Genomic DNA, 21,328 nt, shown 5'->3' with positions numbered 1-21,328 from the left:
ATTCCTTTGCTAATGTCGCTCAGTCGAAGCGGATCGAGCAGCTGCCGATGCCGGCCAGGGTCATGCGCAACTGGTCGCCGGACGTCACCGGCACCATGGCCGACAGCGCCCCGGAGAGGATCACTTCGCCGGCCTTCAGGCCCATGCCCAGACGGCCCAGGGTGTTGGCCAGCCAGGCCACGGCGATCACCGGCGAGCCCATGGTCGCCGCGCCGGCGCCGGTGCCGACGATGCGGCCGTTCTTCTCCAGCACCATGCCGGTGGTGAACAGGTCGAGCTGGCGCGGGTCGACCAGACGGTCGCCGAGCACGAACACGCCGCACGAGGCGTTGTCGGCGACGGTGTCCTGGATCTTGATTTTCCAGTCCTGGATGCGCGAATCGACGATCTCGAAGCAGGCCATCACGCCCTCGGTGGCGCGCAGCACGTCGGCCACGGTGACCCCCGGCCCGGCCAGGTCGTGCTTGAGCACGAAGGCGATCTCGCCCTCGGCCTTGGGCTGGATCAGCGAGGCCATCGGCACGCTGGAGCCCTGGTCGACGATCATGCGGTCGGTGAGCTGGCCGAAGTCAGGCTGGTCGACCTTGAGCATGTCCATCACTGCCTGGCTGGTGACGCCGATCTTCTTGCCGACGATGCGCTCGCCCTGCTCCAGGCGCCGGGCGATCAGGCGCTGCTGGATGGCGTAGGCATCCTCGATGCTCAGTTGCGGGAAACGCTCGGTCAGCGGGGCGACCGCCTCGGCGCTGCGCAGCGCGTTGAACAGCTCGTCGCCCAGCGCCGCGATGTCGAAGGAGGTGCTATTCACGGAGTGGTTCTCCTGTGCGGGGAAACTGCGGAATGGGTTGAGGCAGTTCAGGTTCATGTGATGGCGTGGCATCCGGCAGCGGCGCATTCGGTGTCCTGCTCCTCGCTGGCGCCGGACACGCCGATGGCGCCGACCAGCCGGCCGTCGACCAGCAGCGGGAAGGCACCGCCCATCGGCACCATGCGTGGCCTCAGCAGCAGGCAGGTGCGCACGTGCTCGGGCGCGCAGCTCATCAGCTCGCCCAGCGCGCCGGTCGGCATGGAGAACGACACCGCGGTCATCGCCTTGTCCTGGGCGATGTCGATGGTGTGCAGCGGTGCCTGCGGCAGGCGGGAGAAGGCCAGCAGGTGGCCGCCGGCGTCCACCACCGCGACGCTGACCCGCAGGCCGCGCGCCTCGGCATGGCGCAGGGCGGCGGCGATGGACTGGTGGGCCACCGGCAGGCTCAGCGGATCGCCGAGCCGCAACACTTCGGTGCCGGGGTTGGGATGCAGGTTCATACCAGCACCTCCCGGTTGCCGGCGCAGGCCAGCGGCGCGGCCGGCTTGAGCATGAAGCAGGCCAGCGCCGGCACCAGCACCAGGGCCACCAGCATGTTGCAGAGGAACATGAAGGTCAGCAGCACGCCCATGTCGGCCTGGAACTTGATCGGCGAGAAGATCCAGGTGACCACGCCCAGCGACAGGGTCAGGCCGGTGAACACCACTACCCGCCCGGTGAACATCAGCGCCTGGTAGTAGGCCTGCGACAGCGTGGCGCCGCGCTTGATCCAGAACAGGGTGACGCTGAGGATGTACAGCGCGTAGTCCACGCCGATGCCGACGCCCAGCGCCACCACCGGCAGGGTCGCCACCTTCAGGCCCATGTCCAGCTTGACCATCAGCGCCTCGGCCAGCAGCGAGGTGAGGATCAGCGGCAGGATGGCGCAGACCACCGCGCGCCAGGAGCGGAAGGCGACGAAGCACAGCAGGGTGACCGCCAGGTACACGCCGAGCAGCATCTGGCCGTTGGCCTGCTTGACCACGATGTTGGTGGCGCTCTCGATGCCGGCGTTGCCCGCGGCGAGCAGGAAGCGCGCGTCGGCATCGTTGTACTCGGCGGCGAAGCGCTGGGTGACGTCGACCACCGCGTCCAGGGTGTCGGCCTTGTGGTCCTTGAGGTAGGCGTACACCGAGAGCAGGTCGCAGGTGTCATTGAACAGTTCGCGCGGCGAGCGGATGGCGGCGGCGTTGATCATCGCCTGGTTGGGCGGCAGCTCGTTCCACTTGAGGTTGCCCTCGTTCATGCCGACGTTGATCTTGCGCGCCAGCCCGGCGATCGAGCTGGTGCCCTCGACGCCGGGCAGTTGGCGCAGCCGCCATTCCAGCTCCTCGACCTTGCGTAGGGTGGCGTAGTCGACGCACTGGCCGGCCGGGGTTTCCACCATGACCACGAACACGTCGCTGCTGGCCTGGTAGTGGCCGATGACGAATTGGTTGTCCTGGTTGTAGCGCGAGTCGGCGCGCAGCTCGGGGGCACCTGGATCGAGGTCGCCGACCTTCAGCTCCTTGCCCACCAGCACCGCGAACAGGCCGACGCCGAGGGCCACGACGATGGCGATGGTAGCCGCCCGCGGCGCGGTGAAGCGGTCGAGCCACTGCACCAGCGGATGCCTGGCGCCGCCCTGCTCCGCGCCGGCCTCGCTCTTCAGGCTGCGCGCGGCGGCCTGCGCCGAGACGCCGGTGAACGACAGCATGATCGGCAGCAGCGCCAGGTTGGTGAACACCAGGATGCCGACACCGACGCTGGCGATGATCGCCAGCTCCTGGATCACCGGCACGTCGACGATGGTCAGCACGGCGAAGCCGACCACGTCGGCGAGCAGCGCAGTGATGCCGGCGGCGAACAGGCGACGGAAGGTGTAGCGCGCGGCGATCAGCTTGTGGGTGCCGCGGCCGACGTCCTGCATGATCCCGTTCATCTTCTGCGCGCCGTGGCTGACGCCGATGGCGTAGACCAGGAACGGCACCAGGATCGAGTACGGGTTGAGCTCATAGCCCAGCAGCGGCAGGCAGCCGAGCAACCAGGTCACCCCGATCAGGGTGCAGCCCTGCACCACCAGGGTGCTGCGCCAGCAGCGGGTGAAGTAGTAGAGGATCGCCGAGGTGATCAGCACCGCCACGGCAAAGAAGCCCAGCACCGCCTGCAGGCCGGCGATCAGGTCGCCCATCACCTTGGCGAAACCGATGATGTGGATGTCCACGCCCTTGGCCTGGTAGCGGGTGCGGATCTGCTCCAGGGCATCGGACAGGGTCTGGTAGTCCAGCGCCTCGCCGGTCTTCGGGTCGATGTCCAGCAGCGGGATGAGCACGATGCTGGAGCGCAGATCGCGCGCGACCAGCTGACCGATCTCGCCAGAGCGCTCGACGTTAGCACGCAGCGTCTCGAGGCTTGCCGGGCTGCCGTCGAAGCCGTCCGGCACCACCGGGCCGCCGTCGAAGCCCTCCTCGGTCACGCCCTGCCAGCGGGTCAGCGGCGTCCACAGCGACTTCATGAAGGCGCGGTCGACGCCCGGCACCAGGTACAGATCGTCGTTGATCTGGCGCAGGGTCTCCATGTACTCGGCGGTGAAGATGTCCTGCTCGCCACGGCTGGCCACGGCAATGCGCAGCGAGTTGGCCGAGCCCTTGAGGTCGTCGCCGTGGCTCAGGAAGTTGAGCACGAACGGGTGATTGGCCGGAATGGTCTTGAGGAAGCTGGCATTGAGCCGCAGGTTGGTCGCCGCCAGGGCGAACACCAGGGTCAGCAGCAGGCAGAAGCCGATCACCCAGAAGCGGTGGTTGAACAGCAGACGCTCGAGGCGGTTGCCCGAGTACTTGTCGAAATCCGCAAGGGATGCGATGGCCTCGAAGCCATCGGAAGATGTACCGATACCCATGTTGTTCACCTCGTGTATCCAGCGACTCAGCGCAGGGCGTCCGGCTCGAAGAAGGCAACCCCGTTCACACCGACGGCGACGCCGCCACCCTGGGCGGTGGCCAGCAGGCCGGCGAAGGGGAATTGCCGATTGGGCTTGACCGGCCTGAAGCGCAGGCCGTCGTCGCGGCTGAGCCAGCCGGTGCCGGACTCGTCGACCAGCAGGATGGCGCCATCGGCCAGGTTGATACCGGTGGTCAGGCTCTTGCTGGTGCCCAGCTCGACCTGCTGCCAACTCGCCCCGGCGTCCGTGGAGCGGAACAGGTTCCCGCGCAGACCGAAGGCCAGCAGGCAGCCCTTGCCGCTCACCACCAGGCCGAAGAAGCTGCCGGCATAGGGCTCGCCCAGGGGCTCCAGCTGGCGCAGGTCGGCATCCATGCGCAGCAGCATGCCCAGCTCTCCGGCCAGGTAGAGCTTGTCGTGCAGCTGGCGGGCGACGTTGACATGGCGCTGTTCGCTACCGTCGAGCAGTTCCAGCGAGGGCTTCCAGTCGGTGCCGCCGTCACGGGTGGCAAAACCGAAGCCATAGGCGCCCACGACCACGGCGTGCTGGCGATCGACGCACTGGATATCGAGGAACGGCTTGTCCGCGCCCTCCATCTGCAGGCGACGGGCGTCAGCCGATTGTTCCGGGTCCTGCATCTCGCGAGCCAGGAGGATCCTCGCTGCGGCCTGCCGGCCGTCCAGCTGCTTGCTCCAGTTCTGGCCGCCATCCACGGTCTTGAGGATCACCCCGCGATGACCGACTGCCCAGCCGGTCTGCGCATCGGCGAAGCACACTCCGGTCAGGGTCACCGTCACCGGCACGCTGGCCTGCTGCCAGCTCCGCCCCTGATCGTCGGAATACACCACATGGCCGCGCACACCCACCGCCACCAGGCGCTCGCCGGCCATGGCGATGGCGCTGAGCATGGAGTGGGCGGCCAGCGCAGAAGGCAGCGCCTTTTGCTCCAGGGTATCCGCCACCTGCTTGCTCGGCGCCTGATTGGCCGCCGCCTCGACGGCATGGGCGCTAGCGCCACCCATGCCGGCCAGGCATACACACAAGGCAATTATTGTTTTTTTCATGGTTCGAACCTCTGCTACCACCTGCCACCGGAGCAGCGACCTTCCTCGGCTATCGGGGAAGGTCGCCGTCTACCGTTCAGGGCTCAGCGCGCACTCTGGTTGGTCAGCGACTCCGGCGAGAAGTAGCTCTCGCGGCGGCGCTCGGTCATCGCGTACTGGTCCTTGCCGGCATCACCCAGGGCGCAGTTGTAGACCCAGGCCTGGGTGCGGTGGTCGTGGAAGAAGCCGGTGCAGTAGTTCACCGTGGCCGGGATATCCGGCGCGGCGAACGGTGTGGTCAGCGCGGTGCGCCACAGGGTGCCTTCGGCGTCCCAACCGTCGAGGATCGCGGTACCCCAGTTGTCCTCGTCGTAGTAGTACTTGCGCTTGGGCACCGCATGGCGCTTGCCCGGCTTCAGGGTCGCCTCGACCTCCCAGACCCGGTGCAGCTCCCAGCGCATCATTTCCGGCTTGGCATGGCGCTGACCCATCACTTCCTGGTCGGCATGGGCCAGCAGCTTGTTGTTGTTGTAGGGAATGATCATTTCCCGCTTGCCGAGCAGCTTCCAGTCGTAGCGTTCCGGCGAGCCGCCGCCACCGAAGGTCTCGTCGACGAAGTTGACCCCGGAGGCCACCACGTTCGGCGTGTCGAAGTTGATGCTCGGCGCGCGGCGCACGCGACGCTGGCCGGCCAGGTACTGCCACAGGGTGCGGCCCTTCACGTGGTCGAGCACGTTGTGCACCATCAGCGCCTCGCCGGCGCGGAAGGCCGGGGCGTAGGTCGCCTGGATCGCCAGCATGTAGTTGGGGTTGGGCGAGGTCTCGGCCGAACCTTCCTTGTAGTAGTAGGGATACTGTCCTTCGTCCTGGGCCGCGGTGGCCAGCACCTGCTTGCCATCGGCGGTGGTGGTCCACACCTTGTACTTGGTGTGGGTCGACTCGCCACGCCACAGGGTCATGTGGTTCCAGTGCACCTCCAGACCCGACTGGGGAATCGGGAACGGCACGCCGCCGTAGGCGCCCTTCACGGTCAGCCCATCGTTCTCCAGGGTCGCGTTGGTGGCGTTCTTCAGGGTGTTGTCGTAGATCCACTGCGGCGCCGCGGCGGTGCGGCGGGTCGGGTAGACGTCGATGCGGAAGGTGTCCGGATTTTCCTTGAACAGCTGGATCACCCCCTCGGCCAGCTTGTCCTTGTACTGCTCCAGGTTGGCCGCGGTGATGGTGAACAGCGGCTGGTCGGCCGCGAACGGATCGACGTTGCGCTGGCCAGGCTGGTAACCGGCCGGTACCTGGGTGAAACCACCGTCCCAGGCCGGGATGCTGCCGTCGGCATTGCCGGCGCGCTCGGCGCCCAGCGGGGTCAGCTTGCCCTTGAGGGCCTCGGCCTGCTGCGGGCTGACCGCCGCATGGGCGGCGCCGATGCACAGGGTCAGCAGGGATACGCAAGTCAGGAAACGGGTTTTCTTGTTGTTGTACATGTTCAACACCTCAGAAAGTGTGCGAGACGCTGAAGGCGACGAAATCGCGGTCGGCGTTGGTCTGTTCGTAGGTCTTGATGCCGCCGATGTTGATCGGCGCCGAGGGGCCGAAGAAGCCGTTGTAGGCCAGGCTGAAGTTGATCGACTTCAGGTAATCGCCGGAGATGCCGATGTTGTAGTTGCCGCCCTTGGCCTGGCTGAAGCCGCCGACCGCCGAGGAGCGGCCGTCGATGCCGTAGCCGAAGCCCATCGGTACCGACAGGTCGAGGCCGTCGAGCACCTGGAAGTAGGTCGGGGTGAACACCACGCGCATGGCGGTGGCGTCGCGGGTGGAGTTGGGGTCGAGCATGTTGCGGTTCTTGTCCACGCTCAGCGTACGGTTCCACGCCAGTTCGGCGAGGATGACCGCCGAGTCCCAGAATGGGCCGGTGGTCAGCACGTTGATCATGTTGACCTGCGCATGGGCGGTCTTGCCGATGGCGTACAGCGGGTTGTGGTCGTTGTCGCCGACCGCGACCGGCGCCAGCGAACTCAGGTCGGCGACGGTCAGGCTGACCAGCGGCGCATCGTGGCGAACGGAAGCCTCGAAGCCGACGTTGGCGTTGCCGATACCACGGTTGGCGCTGAAGCCGAAGGCGGTGATGTCCTCCGGGAACACCAGCATGTACTCGCCCTGCTTGTCCCCCGGCTGGCCCGGGCCGACGTTGGCCCCCGGGCGCACCTGCACCTGGAAGTTCTTGTCGTGGTAGCGCACCGCGTACAGGCCGAAGTCGGTATCCAGCGCGTCGGAGCGGTAGCGCAGCTGGATGCCGCCCTGCCCCGAGTCGCGCGCCTCGATATCCTTGCCGCGGTAGAAGGAAGCCACCGGCCCCACACCCGGCACGCTGGCGAGGATGATGCGCTCGCCGCCCTCGTCGAGCAGGTCGGCCGGGCTGAAGTAGCTGCCGGCACCTGGCAGACGGTTGCTCTCCCACTCGAACTGGTAGTAGGCGCCCACCGAGAAGTTGGGGGTCAGCTGCAGCTGGGTGGAGAACTGCTTGACCGGCAGGCCGAGTTCCTTGAACTGCGAGTTGGGCACAGAGATCGCCTTGACCACGTCGATCGGCTGCTGGGCCGCGGCGATGCCGTTGTTGCCGAAGAACAGGCTCTCGCCGTACAGCAGGGCGTGCTGGCCGAGACGGGCCACCCCCCACATCTCCTCGCCCAGGTTGAAGTCGCTGTAGACGAAGGCGTCGAGGATCTCGGCATCGCGGCCGTGCAGGTCGCGGGTGTCGTCGGTGAACTCGTCGTGATCGACGCTGAAGGCGTTGGCGGTGTCCGGCGAATCGTTGTCGTTGTCCTTGTTGTAGACGTCGTCGTACCAGGCCGCGCCGCTGACGCGGAAGCCGGCGCCGTTGCGCGAGACGTCCAGTTCGGACAACAGGTCGACCCGGTTGGAAATGATCCCCTGGTCGAAGTTGCGATCGCCATCGTCCAGGTTCGGGTCGGCCACCAGCTTGTCGTGCTGATCCTTGACCCGCCAGGCGTTGCTGTACTTGAGCGTGTTGTCCCAACGCGCCTCCCAGTCGCTGCCAGTCTCGAACTGGAAGGCCTGGGCCGACATATTGGGCAGCAGCAGGATTGCGACGCTCAGTGCGGAAAGTTTGAAGGCTTTTTCAACCACGCAGGCAGTACTGACAGTGAACTGTCTTTTATTGGCCATTTGAACACCTCGAATGACGGTAACCCGTCTTTTATTGTTATGGGGTGACTGCCGGAGCCAGGCTGCCGGCAGTGGCATACATCGGATTACACAAATTCCCCCGGACATCCCTCAGTCGTTGATCGATACCGCCTCGAGGCCGAAGATCATCGGCGGCAACTGCTGGCCCAGCAGGTAGGCACCGAGCATGCCGGCGGTATCGTCGGCGTTCTGGGTGATGTGGTTGGCGGCGGCGATGACGTCGCGCAGGATGCGTTGCAGCGGGTTGTCCAGATAGATGCCGCGGGCCGAAGTGGCCTTGAACAGCAGCATCACCGCTTCCTCGCACTCGCGGCCGACGCGGGCGATGTCGAGCATGTAGTGCACGCGCTCGAAGGTCGGTACCAGTTCGCGGCGCTCCACGATCTCGGTGCTCTCGGCCATCATCTGCAGCAGGCGGGCACGGGCGGTGCGCACGCGGACCACGGCATTGCCGAGGCGATCCTTGACGTAGGGACTGAGCGCCGCGCTGTTGCCGTCGGTGGTGTTGGTGCGCACGCTCATCTGGCGGATGTACTCGTCGACGCCGCCCTGGGCCATGCCGACGATCAGCGAGGAGACCGCGCCGAAGAACACCTGGTTGAACGGGTACAGGTAGTGGTTGCCGCGCTCGCTGTACTCGTACTTGATCAGGCTGTGCACGCGGTGGTGCGGCACGAAGGCATCCTTGACCAGCAGGCTCTTGCTGCCGGTGCCGGCCAGGCCGAAGGTGTGCCAGTCGTCGATGATCTCGTAGTCGTCGGCCGACACCAGCATCGACAGGCGGTCGATCACCCGGCCCTCGGCATCCTTGCGCAGACCGCCGAGGAAGGCCCACTGGCCGTGGTCGCAGCCGCTGGAGGTCTTCCAGGTGCCGCTGATGCGGTAGCCGCCCTCGACCTCCTCGACCTTGCCGAAGGGCGGGTAGGACGAGGCGATGATGGTGGCATCGTTCTCGCCCCAGACGTCGACGCAGGCCTGCTCGGGCATGCTGCCGAATTCCCACTGGTGGATACCGAGGATCATCATGTTCCAGGCGCTGCTGCAGCAGCCGCGACCCAGCTCCATCAGCACCTTGTAGAACACGCTGGGGTTCATTTCCCAGCCGCCGAACTGGGCCGGCTGCAGGATCTTGAAGAACCCGGCCTCGACGAAGGCGGCAATGGTTTCCTTCGAGACCATGCGGTTCTTTTCTACCGAGTCGGCCTTTTCGCGCAGCATGGGAATCAGCTCGCGGGCGCGTTGCAGCAGTTCGGCCTCGCTGGGAATCTGCTGATCGGCAATGAGTGCGGACTTCTTCAATACTTGGTTCATGTGCGTATCTCTCAATTATTTTTATTCGATATCCGTGACCGGCAAGCAGCACGGCGCGGAAGTTATGCCGCGAGAAAACGGCGTACGGTCTTGTTCAAATCGTCCCGCTGGCCAGGAACTGCAACATCACCCGATTGAACTCCTGCGGATCCTCGTATTGCGGCCAGTGCCCGGCCTCGGTTTTCATCACGTACAGCTGCCCTTTCGGCAGGCGCGGCAGCGCCGACTCGGCAGCCGCCACGTCGTGGATCGGGTTGTGGGTGGTCCACAGCAGCAGGGTTTCGCACTGCATCTTTTCCAGCTCGATCATGTCCGGCTTGCCGCCGTCCTTGACCTTCTTCAGCCGCGCGTAGATCAGCGGGGCGCACTGCTGGTAGCCGGCCGAGGAGTAGAAGGTCAGTCGCGACTGGATCAGCTCGTCGCTGAGCAGGTGCCAGTTGCCCTCGTAGAGCAGCCACTGCATGCGCTCGCGGATGCTCTCGAAGGTCGGCGCCTGACCGAAGCTGCGTGCCGACAACTCGGCCAGGTACTTGAGATCGGCGCGGCCCTTGTCGCTGACCACCGGGATGCCGCCGGTGGTGTTGAGCACCGCTCGTTTGATGCGCTGCGGATAGCGCACCGCGAAGTCGCCGGTGACCACCCCGCCCAGCGACTCGCCGGAGATGTGCGCCTGCTCAATGTCCAGCGCATCCATCAGCTCGCGCAGCTGCTCGACGTAGTCGGCAATCGAGTACTCGATGTCGGTCTTCTTCGCCGACAGGCCGTGGCCGACATAGTCGAAGGCAATCACGTGGTAGTGCTCGCCGAGGGCCACCACGTTCTTCGCATAGGCCTCGATATGGCCGCCGATGCCGTGCATCAGGATCAACGTCTCGGCCTTGCCCTTGCCGGCTTCGGCGATGCGGGTGCGGCCATAGGTGGGCAGATCGATGTAGCGAATCTCTGCGCCCAGGAAGTCCAGCCAGATGCTCATGTTCATTTCTCCACTGTGTCGATCAGACGATCTGGTTGCGCTTGTGGCCCCAGTCGCTCATCTGGGAGTAGCTGCGCACTTCCCAGTCGTTCTCGTCGATCACCACCCCGCCCCAACCGATCTCGAAGTTGAAACCGGACGGTGTGCGGGCGTAGAAGGAGAACATGCGGTCGTTCGGGTGATGGCCCAGCTCCAGAGCCACCGGAATGCCGGCCTTCACGGTGCGGTCGTAGGCCAGGCCGACGTCGTCGAGGTCTTCCACCTGCAACATGAAGTGGTTGAGGGTCTTGGTGGCCATCGGGTTCTCGGCCGTGGCGATCGAATGGTGGCGGCCGCTGGCGGTGTGGAAGAAGGTGGCGTCCACCAGCATGCCGGGCATGATTTCCTCGCGGATGTAGTCGCTGACCCGCAGCTTGAGCACGTCCCTGTAGAAGCTCAGGGTCTGCTCACCCTTGCCGGCCTTGGCGAACGGCAGGATGTGACCGATACCCAGCTCGCCGCAGACGAAGCCACCCTTGAGCACCTTGGAGCGGAACGGGTTCCGCAACTCGGCCACATGCGGACCAAAGAAGAATTCATGGCTGAAACCGTTGGGATCCTGGCAGGCGTAGGCCTTTTCCACCTTGCGGCGCTGCAGCAACTCGGCGGGTACGACACTGACCTCGACACCCTTGTCGCGCAGCTCGGCGACGTACTCCTCGAGCGCCCGCTCGGTCTTGAACTGCCAGCCGGCCACCAGCAGGTCGTCGATGCTGTTTTCTTCCAGGAAGATGCGCTGCTGGTGCTCGTCCATGCGCAGGCTCAGGCCCTGCGCATCGCGCTGGCCAACCTGCAGGCCGAGGATCTCGCTGGCGAACCACTGCCACTGATCCAGATCGCTGACACCCAGGCCGACATAACCCAGTGAGTTGATCTCTGCCACTTCACGTCCCTCTGTTGTTTTTATTGTTCCGAAGGCCTCGCTCAGCGCCCCGGTCAGTTGCGCCGTGAGAACTGCCGGCGCTTTCCCTAGGTAGAGCAACGCCCGTGCCAGCACCTGAAAAGGCGCCAGAAGAGATTAAAATATCTTTTATTTTCAATAGCTTAGGATTTGTTGCGGAGACTTGCGGAGCGCGTTGCGCAGCTCCTTGCAGCGGACAACCCTTGCGAATTTTCCGCAGGCACCAAAAATTCGGAACGAAAAACATGAAATCACCGACGGTGCTTGTCCGGAGCATCCCGAACAGGCGATGCTGGCGATCAACCTCGGCATCACATTGCGGATAACTACAAGCAAAACAGGCACATCCATGAGTACGACCACGAGCGAAGACGGCGCAGGCGCACGCAAAGGAAGGCGCAGCGACTCCCGTGGCATCATCACCGACCTGCGTTTCCCCGACATGCAGGACCTCACCGAACACCTGTTCTTCAATCTTCAGGAAGGGCTGATCTGGCTCGGCGAGAAACGCATGCTCCTGCTGCACGCGGAGGCCTTCGGCGCCCTGCGTCAGGAGCTGATCGAATCCATGGGGGTCGAGTTCACCCGCGGGGTGTTCACCCGCATCGGCTACCTCACCGGCGTGCGCGATGCAGACCTGGCCATCAAGACCCGTACCAGCGGCACCCAGCTCGACATCCTCGCCGCCGGCGCGCAGCTACACGCCCTGGCCGGCATGGTCGAAGTCACCCCGGTGTGCATCGAGTTCGACCAGAGCAAGGGCTACCTGTACGGCGAGTTCCTCTGGAAACATTCGGTGGAGAGCGATCTGCATGTGGCCAGCAACGGCACCAGCAGCGATCCGATCTGCTGGATGGAAGTGGGCTACAGCTCGGGCTTCCTGACCCGCCTGATGGGCAAGCGCATCCTGGTACGCGAGACCGAGTGCCGCGCCAGCGGCGACGAGGTGTGCCGGGCCGTGGCGCGGCCGGTGGAGGAATGGGACGACGCAGAGGAAGACCTCAAGTACTTCCAGCCGCGCGCCGCCGACCATCGCCGCGGCGAGCCGATGCCGCAGCCCGCGCAGACGCCCGCGGCGCCCAGCCTGGTCGCCGCGCCCTTCGGCCTGACCCAACCGCGCAGCAACCCGGCCGAACTGGACCGCCCGGTGGGCAGTTCGGCGGCCTACCACGCCGCACTGCACAAGATCCTGCGGGTGGCCACGACCAACGCCACCGTCCTGCTGCTCGGCGAAAGCGGCGTCGGCAAGACCATGTTCGCCCACGAGGTGCATGCCAACAGCCGCCGCGTAAACGGCCCCTTCGTGGAGATCAACTGCGCGGCCATCCCCGAGGCACTGATCGAGTCCGAGCTGTTCGGCGTGCAGCGCGGCGCCTACTCCGGCGCCACCGAGCCGCGCGCGGGACGCTTCGAGTTCGCCGATGGCGGCACCATCTTCCTCGACGAGATCGGCACCCTCAGCATGACCGCGCAGAGCAAGCTGCTCCGGGTGCTGCAGAGCGGCGATCTGGAGCGCCTGGGCAGCAACAAGACGATCAAGGTCGACGTGCGGGTGATCGCCGCCACCAACGAGGACCTGGCCGTGGCGGTCAAGGAAGGTCGCTTTCGCAGCGACCTGTTCTACCGGCTCAACGTCTTCCCGGTGACCATCGCCCCCCTGCGCGAGCGCAAGGACGACCTGCCGCTGCTACTGGACGTCTGCCTCACCAAGCTGACCGCGCTGCACGGCCGCCGGCTGACCGGCATCACCCCGCGGGCCCTGCAGGCGATCCTCGACCATAACTGGCCGGGCAACATCCGCGAATTCGAGAACGTCATCGAACGTGCGGTCATCCTCGCCGATGACGGCGAGGCCATCGACATGCGCCACCTCTCCGGCTTAGGCCAGGGCGGGCAGCGCGAGCGCGTCGGCACGGTCAGTTGGGAAGCCGGCCCGGCCATCGGCATCCGCCTGCCGGAAAGCGAGCCGTCCGGGGTCGGCCTCGCCCAGCAGGAGAACGCCAGCCACGAGCAACTGCTCAACCTGGCCAAACGCGCCCTGCAGCGCGGGCCGGTCAAGCTGCCGGATATCGAGGAGGTATATATCGAGGTCGCCATGGAGCAGTGCGAGGGCAACGTGTCCAAGGCCGCCGCCCTGCTCGGCATGACCCGCGCCCAACTCGACTACCGGCTGAAGAAGATGGCGCAGAGCGAAGAGTGAAGCGCCCCAGCCTTGCCAGGGTCACCGGGCGGCAAGTCAGGCCCTGGCAAGCCGCTGTAGGGGCGAATTCATTCGCCAAAATGCCTCGCAAAGGCGAATGAATTCGCCCCTACGCCACGCTATGGGTTTCATGCGATTGCCCCGGCAGGACTCCTAGCCCCTCATGAGGAGACGCCGGGAAGACCCGCGCCGCGCTCGTCGATGCATTCGTACTCGCCCATTTCGAATTCGCGGCAAATGAACGGGCGGTTTTCGTAGATCGTGCACAGCAAGGTTTCGCGATCGAGCGCCGCGCACCAGCCATCGTCCAGGCGCGCCATCACCTGGCCGCCCCAGGCGTCGATGTCGATGAACTGCTCAGGCACGCCGGTATCGGTGATCAGCATGACTTCCAGGCGACAACAGCAGGCCTGGCAGTTGGCACAGGTTACTTCTGGCTCAGCCAGATTGACCGCTTCGATCTTCATCAATCGGGAGTTTCCCTCCGGCGAAATCTACACATCATCCAAACACTCGATTGCCGTGGTTGACCCGATGCGGGCAGGCCCGGCTCCTCTCTCGCATTAATCGGGAGCGAAGCCGGGCGCAGGCCGCGATCATGCCGGGTTGGGCAAGCCTAGCAGGTCGCGGGCGACGGCTTCGGCGATGCGGATGCCGTCGACCCCGGCGGAGAGGATGCCGCCGGCATAGCCGGCGCCTTCGCCGGCGGGGAACAGGCCCTTGACGTTGAGGCTCTGCAGGTCGGCGCCGCGGGTGATGCGCAGCGGCGAGGAGGTGCGTGTCTCCAGGCCGGTGAGCACCGCGTCGTGCATCGCGTAGCCGCGGATCTGCTTGTCGAACACCGGCAGTGCCTCGCGGATCGCCTCGATGGCGAACGGCGGCAGGGCCGCGGCCAGATCCTGCAGCTTGACCCCCGGCTTGTACGACGGCTCGACGCTGCCCAGCGCGGTGGACGGCTTGCCGGCGATGAAGTCGCCGACCAGCTGCGCCGGGGCCTCGTAGTTGCGACCGCCGAGTTCGTAGGCGAGCGATTCCAGGCGCTCCTGCAGTTCGATGCCGGCCAGCGGGCCGTCCGGGAAGTCCTGCTCGGGGCTGATGCCGACCACCAGGCCGGAGTTGGCGTTGCGCTCGTTGCGCGAGTACTGGCTCATGCCGTTGGTCACCACCCGGTTCGGCTCCGAGGTGGCGGCCACCACGGTACCACCCGGGCACATGCAGAAGCTGTATACCGAGCGACCGTTCTTGGCGTGGTAGACCAGCTTGTAGTCGGCGGCGCCGAGCTTCGGGTGGCCGGCGTACTTGCCCAGGCGCGCCTTGTCGATCACCGACTGCGGGTGCTCGATGCGGAAGCCCACCGAGAACGGCTTGGCTTCCATGAACACGCCGTGGCCGTGGAGCATGCGCATGGTGTCGCGGGCGCTGTGGCCGAGGGCCAGCACCACATGGCGGCTGGCGATCCGCTCGCCGCTCTCCAGCTGCACGCCGCGTAGCTGGCCGTCCTCGATCAGCAGGTCGCTGACCTTCTGCTCGAAGCGCACTTCGCCGCCGAGGGCGATGATCTCGGCGCGCATGTTCTCGACCATGCCGGTGAGGCGGAAGGTGCCGATGTGCGGCTTGTTGACGTAGAGGATCTCCTCCGGCGCGCCGGCCTTGACGAACTCCTCGAGCACCTTGCGGCCGAAGAACTGCGGGTCCTTGATCTGGCTGTACAGCTTGCCGTCGGAGAAGGTCCCCGCGCCGCCCTCGCCGAACTGCACGTTGGACTCGGGATTGAGCACGCCCTTGCGCCACAGGCCCCAGGTGTCCTTGGTGCGCTGGCGCACTTCCTTGCCGCGCTCGAGGATGATCGGGCGAAAGCCCATCTGCGCCAGCAGCAGGCCGGCGAAGATGCCGCACGGACCGAAGCCGACCACCAGCGGACGCTCTTCCAGCTGCTCGGGCGCGTGGCCGACGAACTGATAGCGCATGTCCGGGCTGGGGCCGATCTGCCGGTCGTCGGCGAACTTGGCCAGCAGCGTCGCTTCGTCGCGCACGCTGACGTCCAGGGTGTAGATGAACAGCAGCTCGCTGGACTTCTTGCGCGCGTCGTAGCTGCGCTTGAACAGGCTGAAGTCGAGCAGTTCGGCATCGGCGATGCCCAGGCGCTGCAGGATCGCGGCGCGCAGGTCGGCGTCGCTGTGGTCGAGGGGCAGTTTGAGTTCGGTGATGCGCAGCATGGGGCCGTCCACGTCAGGGCCGGAGGCAACCCGGCAGCTTTTGAAAGGCGGCGATTATACGCGCGATGGCGCCCCTTCGGCAGGCTTTGCGCCGGCCGGCCAGGGCAATCGCATGAAGCCGATTTCCCGGTCCGCAGGGGTGCATCCATTCACCAACGCGGCCCTGCCGAGCGTCAAACCTCGCCCAGATAGTCCTTCTTGCCTATCTCGACGCCGTTGTGGCGCAAGATGCCGTAAGCGGTGGTCAGGTGGAAATAGAAGTTGGGCAGGACGAAGCCCAGCAGATAGGTTCGCCCGGTGAAATGGATTTCCTGGTCGTGGGCCTTGAGCACGATGGCGCGCTCCTCGCTGCCGTCGATCTGCTCCGGCGCCACCCCCTTCAGGAAGGTCGCGGTCTTGGCGAGGCGTTCCTGCAACTCGTCAAAGCTGGCTTCGGTATCGGCATAACTCGGCACCTCGATACCAGCCAGACGCGCGGCACAGCCCTTGGCCGTGTCGGAGACGATCTGCACCTGACGCACCAGCGGAAGCATGTCGGGAGCGAGCCGAGCGTTGAGGAGCACTTCCGGGGCGATTTTCCGCGCGGCGGCATGGGCGGCAGCCTTGGCGAGGATGGCCGCCAGACTATCCAGGCCACGGAGGAGCGTCGGGATGGAGGCTTGGTACATGGAGAGGGACATGTGCTGATTCCTGGCAGGGGGATCGGGCAGACGCCCGATCCGGGGTTGCAAGAACGCCGTGCGGCTCGGCGTTGACGACTTCAAGATAGCCGATGGCGCCCACCCTGCATGAGCGCCAGCGCACGGGTTGCTTCCCTCAGCCGAAGGCGGTTTCGGAATTGGCCGTGGTGCAGAAGCGACCAATGCTGGCCACCGAGTTGGCATGCTCCTGGGCCGACGGCGAGGCGCAGCAGTCTTCCAGCAGCACCACGTCGAAATCGCGGTCATGCGCGTCGCGTACTGTAGCCTGCACCACCGCCTGGGTACTCACCCCGCTGCAGTAGATGCGCTCGATACCTTCGCGCTTGAGCAGCAGCTCCAGTTTGGTCTGGTAGAACGGCGAGACGCGGTGCTTGACGATGTCCCACTCGCCGGCCTGCGGCGCCAGCGCCGCGTGCACCTGGCCGCCCCAGGCGTTCATCTTGAGGATGCCATTTTTCGCGATCGGGCCGAACACCTGCGAGTTCGGGTTGGCCTCGCGATGATCGTCGGAGAAGGCCACGCGCACGAAGGCCACCGGGATGCCCTTGCTGCGTGCCTTGTCGATGGCCGCGGCGGTGCGCGCGATGATCTCGCGCGAGCGCACCTGCTCGCCCAGCGGCGACTTGCCGCTGGCGCCGTCTTCGTGGATCAGGTCGTTCTGCATGTCCAGAACCAGATAGATGCTCTTCATTGTTTCAAGTCTCTGCTGGGTTGAATCAGTCGCACCACAGGGCGCCGTTGATGTCGAGAATTTCGCCGCTGATGAAGCCGGCCTTGTCGGAGAGCAGGAAGGCCACCGCCTCGGCGACCTCCTCGGCGCGGCCCATGCGCCCGAGCGGGATCAGCGCGCGCAGGGTCTCGGGGAAGGTCGTGGTCATGTCGGTGGCGATCGGGCCGGGCGCCACCGCGTTGACCCGCACGCCGCGGCTGGCCAGTTCCTTGGCGAGGAACTGGGTCAGGCTGTGCACCGCCGCCTTGGACATGCCGTAGGCCACGTTGCCGGCGCTGGCCTGCTCGGCCGGGTCCAGCCACGGGCGGGCGTTGCCGCCGTTCTTGCCGACCACCGAGCCGATGTTGACGATGGCTCCCCTGCCCCGCTCGGCCATGCGCCGGCCGACCAGCTGGCAGGGGATCAGCGTGCCCTGCACGTTGATGCGCAACACCCGCTGCAGCTCGGCCTCGTCCAGATCCAGCGCACTGCCCCTGGAGACCACGCCGGCCACGTTGACCAGCGCGGTGATCTCGCCCAGCTCGCGCTCCACCTCCTCCACCGCCGCCGCCACGCTGGCGCGCGAGGACACGTCGCAGGCGCGGAACCAGGCGCCGGCCGGCAGCGTCGCCGGCTCGGCGAGATCGAGCGCCGCCACCCGGTAGCCCTGCGCGGCGAGCAGCCGGCACGCCGCGCTGCCGATGGCGCCGCCGGCGCCGGTCACCATTGCCACGGCCATGTCAGCGGCTCTCCGCGGCGGTGTGGCCGGCAATGCGGCCGAACACCAGGCCGCGCAGCACCGAGGTGCCGCCGCAGTAGTTGCCGAAGTACATGCCGGCGGTTTCCCCGGCGGCGTACAGGTTGCGGATCGGCTCGCCGTCGACGTTGATCACCCGCGCGTGCTCGTCGGTCTTCAGGCCGCCGAAGGTGAACACGTTGGCGGAGATGATCGGGTAGGCCAGGTACGGCCCCTTATCCAGCGGCAGCGCCCAGTTGCTCTTCGGCGGATTGAGCCCCTCGGTGGCCAGGCCGTCGAGCTGCAACGGGCGGTACTCGCCGGGACGGCAGACGGCGTTGTACTCGGCCACGCTGCGCTCCACCGCCGCCACCGGCAGGTCGAGCTTGCTCGCCAGCTCGGCCAGGCTCGCGCCCTCGATGGCCGGCTGGTCGGTACGGATGCCGAGGCGATAGTTGGGGATGTCCTTGACCTTCTGGTCGAGGATCACCCAGGCGATGCCGTCGGTCTGGGCGAAGATCTTCCGCGTGACCCGCTCGTACCAGGCATCCACGGTGCCCGGCGCCTCGTCGGTGAAGCGCAGGCCTTCCTTGTTGAGCAGCACGCCGTAGGGAAAGATGAAGATCGACGGTTCGGAGATGCCCGAGCGCGGGTCGACCGGCTCGGCGTGGTAGCTGCCGTACTCGCCGGCAGCGGCGGCGCCGGCCTCCAGGGCCATCTGGATGCCCTCGCCACGGTTGTAGTAGCCGCCCTTGCACACCGGGCGCATGAAGGAGGCGCGCGGGCCGACGTAGCGGCTGAGCATCTCCAGGTTGCCCTCGAAACCGCCACAGGCCAGCATCACCGCGCCGCCGAAGCGGATCTCGCCGCGGGCCGGCGAGTACGCGCGCAGGCCGACCACCTCGTTGCAGCCGGCGGTGAGCAGGCCGCGCGCGGTGGTCTCGTAGAAGAACTCGGCGCCGAGCGCCTCGGCGCGCGCCGCCAGCGCCTCGACGATGGCCTCACCGCCGCCCACCGGCAGCAGGCGCGGCTGGGTGCTGGTGAGGAACTGGGTGGGCAGGAAGTCGAACTTCACGCCGTTGTCCTTCAGCCACTGCACGGTGCCCGGCACTTCCGCGGCGAAGGTGCCGATCACGTTGGCGTCGATGGACGCCAGCGCGCGGGTCTGCACCGACCAGGCGCTGCGCTCGCTGAGACTCTCGGCGACGAAGTCCGGGTCCTGGTAGTAGCCGGAGTTCTCCGCCAGGAAGGCGTCGAAGTCATCGGTCACCTCCTCGTGGTTCTTCATGCGGAAGTAGGCCTCGGTGAAGCGGGTCTGCCCGCCGCGCTCCTCCTTCTTCGCCCGCTCCAGCACCGCTACGCGCAGGCCGCTCTCCGCCGCCGACACCGCCGTGGACAACCCCGCGGCACCGCAACCCACCACAATCAAATCGAAATTCAGATCGGTCATTTTTGAGCCTCCCTCTGGTGGTTGTTACGATAGGAAGGCGCCGACCGCAGAACGAGGCCGGCCGAGCTAATGGGGCATTTGAAAATAATGAAGAGCCGGATCGACAAACTCTGGGCCATGCAGGTGTTCACCCGCGTGGTGGAGTGCGCCAGCTTCAACCGCGCCGCCGAATCGCTGGACATCGCCAACGCCACGGTGACCGCCAGCGTGCGCAACCTGGAGACCCACCTGGGCGTCACCCTGCTCAGCCGCAACACCCGCACCCTGCGCCTGACCGACGCCGGCGAGCGCTACTTCAAGCACTGCGTCGAGCTGCTGCGCCAGGTCGAGCAGGCCGAATCCGAGGTCATGGAGCAGACCGCCAGCGTCCAGGGCCAGCTGTGCATCGAGTCGCCGGCCGCCTTCGGCAAGGACGTGATGGCGCCGCTGCTCGCCGAATTCGGCGCCCGCCACCCGGACCTGCGCATCGCTCTGCGCCTGACCGACCACCCCGAGGGGCTGATCGAGAGCGGCACCGACATGGCCATCCGCATCGACTCGGTCAACGACGCCGACCTGGTCGCCCGCCCGCTGTACCAGGCCCACTACGTCGCCTGCGCCACACCGTCATTGCTGGAGAAGCTCGGCACCCCCGACCACCCTGCCCAGCTCGACCCCACCCAGTGCCTGGGCCTGTTCCCCAAGAGCAGCTACACCCCGGCGCGCTGGTCGTTCACCCTCGGCGAGGAAGCCCACGACCTGCAGCCGATGGGCAAGCTGCACTTCAACAGCACCGACGCCCTGATCGACGCCGCGCTGGCCGACCTCGGCGTCATCTACGTGCTGGACGTGTTCGTCAACCGGCTGCTCTCCCAGGGCAAGCTGGTGGAACTGTTCCCCGGCTGGCAGACCTACGGCCGCACCTTTTTCACCGTCACCCCCAAATCCCGCTTCGTCGCCCCGCGCACCCGCGCCTTTATCGAGTTCCTGCTGGCGAGTTTGGATGCCCAGCGCCGGCCGGCGCCGGGGGCGAGTGTGGGGTTGCATGTGGGGAGACGGGGGCGGGGGTGAGGGCTTTGGTCAAGAGCCGAGCCACATACCAGTCCCCATCAAGGTCACGGCAGGTATCGGCCAAGAGCGGAGGCTCAACACTGGACGCGCTTTGAGTAGATTGCAGCGCTCTGCCGAGCTTGAACCGGAAGAGTTGTATACCCAATCTCGCGCCCCAATATCACTTGGCCATAAAAAACTCATGGCTTCATGGCCCGTCAACACGAACAAGGATGAGACTTCATGGCAAAGAAAAGCGCCCAGTTTGGTGCGATGCTACGGAACATTCACCTGAACCTCAGCTCCGAGGTTTTAGACGAATTCCGGTTCCATTTCGGCAGCTCAGTAGCAGCGAGCCGCAAGGATCTGCAGAAAACCTACGATGGCCTAAGCGACGAGCAGTTCGAGTGCGAGCAAGACCGAGCGGATTATGAAGGTGTTCTCAGCGACGAATATTGGCAGCTCGACGAAGTTAAAAAACTGGGAGAGTCTCTGGCAATTGTTGGCCTTTATCGATTAGTCGAAACGCACTTGGGTGCCGTACTGAGAGTAACTTTTCCTTCGCTTGGGGAAGACAAGAAAGCCTGCCTTATTCGTGGTAACTCAAACGAAATCGACTGTACCAATCTCTTCGGATTCAGAGCCGTCGACGAATTGCGCCTAATCAACAACAGCATCAAACACAACGACTCTAAAGCCAACGGAAAACTTGCAATGACTTATCCCGGATGGATTCAAGACAAGCACATGGAGAATCTTGGAGCGCACTACGAGCGCTTGAAGCCTGATGTCATGGCCTACCTCAAAGCGTTTGTGAACGAGGCATATGCAAAGAGCGGTGAGTTTGCACCGCCATCCTTGTCGACCAATGGGCAGGTGCTCTCTACTACCTGACTCTAACTCGCCTTGGAGGGTGGGTTTAGCCCACGCTGACCTGCGTTGGTGGGCTAAAGCCCACCCTACGGACTGGGAAACTGGCCTCACGCGATTGCACACCCGCACCACCATATAAGAGCCACTATGATATCCTCTAACAGGACATTTTCCCACTA

At 65.6% G+C, this 21,328-nt stretch carries 18 protein-coding genes; 3 read left to right on the top strand and 15 right to left on the bottom strand.

Features of this window, described 5'->3' with window-relative positions; translation table 11 throughout:
* Positions 1–19 precede the first annotated feature (19 nt).
* From dmpE to BMZ19_RS15735, 9 genes are all read right to left on the bottom strand, one after another.
* A complete protein-coding gene (dmpE, locus tag BMZ19_RS15775) occupies positions 20–808 on the bottom strand; it encodes a 2-oxopent-4-enoate hydratase (RefSeq protein ID WP_244517261.1) in 789 nt (262 codons plus the stop codon).
* Between the two features lie 53 nt (positions 809–861).
* A complete protein-coding gene (locus tag BMZ19_RS15770; RefSeq protein WP_090312534.1) occupies positions 862–1,308 on the bottom strand; it encodes a GlcG/HbpS family heme-binding protein in 447 nt (148 codons plus the stop codon).
* Positions 1,305–3,725, bottom strand: a complete 2,421-nt coding sequence (locus BMZ19_RS15765; protein ID WP_090312611.1) for an efflux RND transporter permease subunit — start codon at positions 3,723–3,725, stop codon at positions 1,305–1,307. The genes BMZ19_RS15770 and BMZ19_RS15765 overlap by 4 nt, the downstream gene beginning before the upstream one ends.
* Positions 3,726–3,751: 26 nt before the next feature.
* Entirely contained in the window at positions 3,752–4,831 is a 1,080-nt protein-coding gene (locus BMZ19_RS15760) for a WD40/YVTN/BNR-like repeat-containing protein (protein ID WP_244517260.1), read from the bottom strand.
* An 83-nt stretch (positions 4,832–4,914) separates the two neighbouring features.
* Positions 4,915–6,288 carry a DUF1329 domain-containing protein gene (locus BMZ19_RS15755; RefSeq protein WP_090312530.1) on the bottom strand — a complete coding sequence of 458 codons (1,374 nt, stop codon included), beginning with the start codon at positions 6,286–6,288 and terminating at the stop codon, positions 4,915–4,917.
* Between the two features lie 10 nt (positions 6,289–6,298).
* Entirely contained in the window at positions 6,299–7,990 is a 1,692-nt protein-coding gene (locus BMZ19_RS15750) for a DUF1302 domain-containing protein (RefSeq protein WP_090312528.1), read from the bottom strand.
* Positions 7,991–8,101: 111 nt separating this feature from the next.
* Entirely contained in the window at positions 8,102–9,322 is a 1,221-nt protein-coding gene (locus BMZ19_RS15745; protein WP_090312526.1) for an acyl-CoA dehydrogenase family protein, read from the bottom strand.
* Positions 9,323–9,416: 94 nt separating this feature from the next.
* The gene (locus BMZ19_RS15740; RefSeq protein WP_090312525.1) at positions 9,417–10,295 is read right to left on the bottom strand and encodes an alpha/beta fold hydrolase; all 879 of its coding nucleotides are present in this window, start codon (positions 10,293–10,295) and stop codon (positions 9,417–9,419) included.
* 22 nt (positions 10,296–10,317) lie between these two features.
* Positions 10,318–11,217 carry a VOC family protein gene (locus tag BMZ19_RS15735; RefSeq protein WP_090312523.1) on the bottom strand — a complete coding sequence of 300 codons (900 nt, stop codon included), beginning with the start codon at positions 11,215–11,217 and terminating at the stop codon, positions 10,318–10,320.
* Positions 11,218–11,584: 367 nt separating this feature from the next.
* Between BMZ19_RS15735 and BMZ19_RS15730 the strand changes: the two genes are divergently transcribed.
* Complete coding sequence (locus BMZ19_RS15730) at positions 11,585–13,435, top strand: sigma-54-dependent Fis family transcriptional regulator (protein WP_090312522.1); 1,851 nt, start codon at positions 11,585–11,587, stop codon at positions 13,433–13,435.
* Positions 13,436–13,596: 161 nt separating this feature from the next.
* Here BMZ19_RS15730 and BMZ19_RS15725 read toward each other — a convergent pair whose 3' ends face one another.
* The 6 genes from BMZ19_RS15725 to BMZ19_RS15700 form a co-directional block, all read right to left on the bottom strand.
* The gene (locus BMZ19_RS15725; RefSeq protein ID WP_090312521.1) at positions 13,597–13,902 is read right to left on the bottom strand and encodes a YkgJ family cysteine cluster protein; all 306 of its coding nucleotides are present in this window, start codon (positions 13,900–13,902) and stop codon (positions 13,597–13,599) included.
* 129 nt (positions 13,903–14,031) lie between these two features.
* Positions 14,032–15,651 carry an NAD(P)/FAD-dependent oxidoreductase gene (locus tag BMZ19_RS15720; RefSeq protein WP_090312519.1) on the bottom strand — a complete coding sequence of 540 codons (1,620 nt, stop codon included), beginning with the start codon at positions 15,649–15,651 and terminating at the stop codon, positions 14,032–14,034.
* 173 nt (positions 15,652–15,824) lie between these two features.
* Positions 15,825–16,331, bottom strand: coding sequence for a DUF1993 domain-containing protein (locus tag BMZ19_RS15715; RefSeq protein WP_090312518.1), 507 nt, complete (start codon positions 16,329–16,331; stop codon positions 15,825–15,827).
* A gap of 136 nt (positions 16,332–16,467) precedes the next feature.
* Positions 16,468–17,043, bottom strand: coding sequence for a cysteine hydrolase family protein (locus BMZ19_RS15710; protein WP_090312516.1), 576 nt, complete (start codon positions 17,041–17,043; stop codon positions 16,468–16,470).
* A gap of 25 nt (positions 17,044–17,068) precedes the next feature.
* The gene (locus tag BMZ19_RS15705) at positions 17,069–17,800 is read right to left on the bottom strand and encodes an SDR family NAD(P)-dependent oxidoreductase (protein WP_244517259.1); all 732 of its coding nucleotides are present in this window, start codon (positions 17,798–17,800) and stop codon (positions 17,069–17,071) included.
* A gap of 1 nt (position 17,801) precedes the next feature.
* A complete protein-coding gene (locus BMZ19_RS15700) occupies positions 17,802–19,247 on the bottom strand; it encodes an FAD-dependent oxidoreductase (protein ID WP_090312514.1) in 1,446 nt (481 codons plus the stop codon).
* A gap of 87 nt (positions 19,248–19,334) precedes the next feature.
* Here BMZ19_RS15700 and BMZ19_RS15695 point away from each other — a divergent pair, with 87 nt between their 5' ends.
* On the top strand, positions 19,335–20,297 hold the full coding sequence (locus BMZ19_RS15695) for a LysR family transcriptional regulator (RefSeq protein ID WP_244517258.1): 963 nt from the start codon (positions 19,335–19,337) through the stop codon (positions 20,295–20,297).
* A gap of 222 nt (positions 20,298–20,519) precedes the next feature.
* The gene (locus tag BMZ19_RS15690) at positions 20,520–21,170 is read left to right on the top strand and encodes a hypothetical protein (RefSeq protein WP_090312513.1); all 651 of its coding nucleotides are present in this window, start codon (positions 20,520–20,522) and stop codon (positions 21,168–21,170) included.
* Positions 21,171–21,328 lie beyond the last annotated feature (158 nt).

It is taken from the genome of Pseudomonas linyingensis, assembly GCF_900109175.1.
GTDB lineage: Bacteria > Pseudomonadota > Gammaproteobacteria > Pseudomonadales > Pseudomonadaceae > Geopseudomonas > Geopseudomonas linyingensis.
Note: the sequence above shows the minus strand (reverse complement) of the source record. Positions and strands in the feature narration are given on the sequence as shown.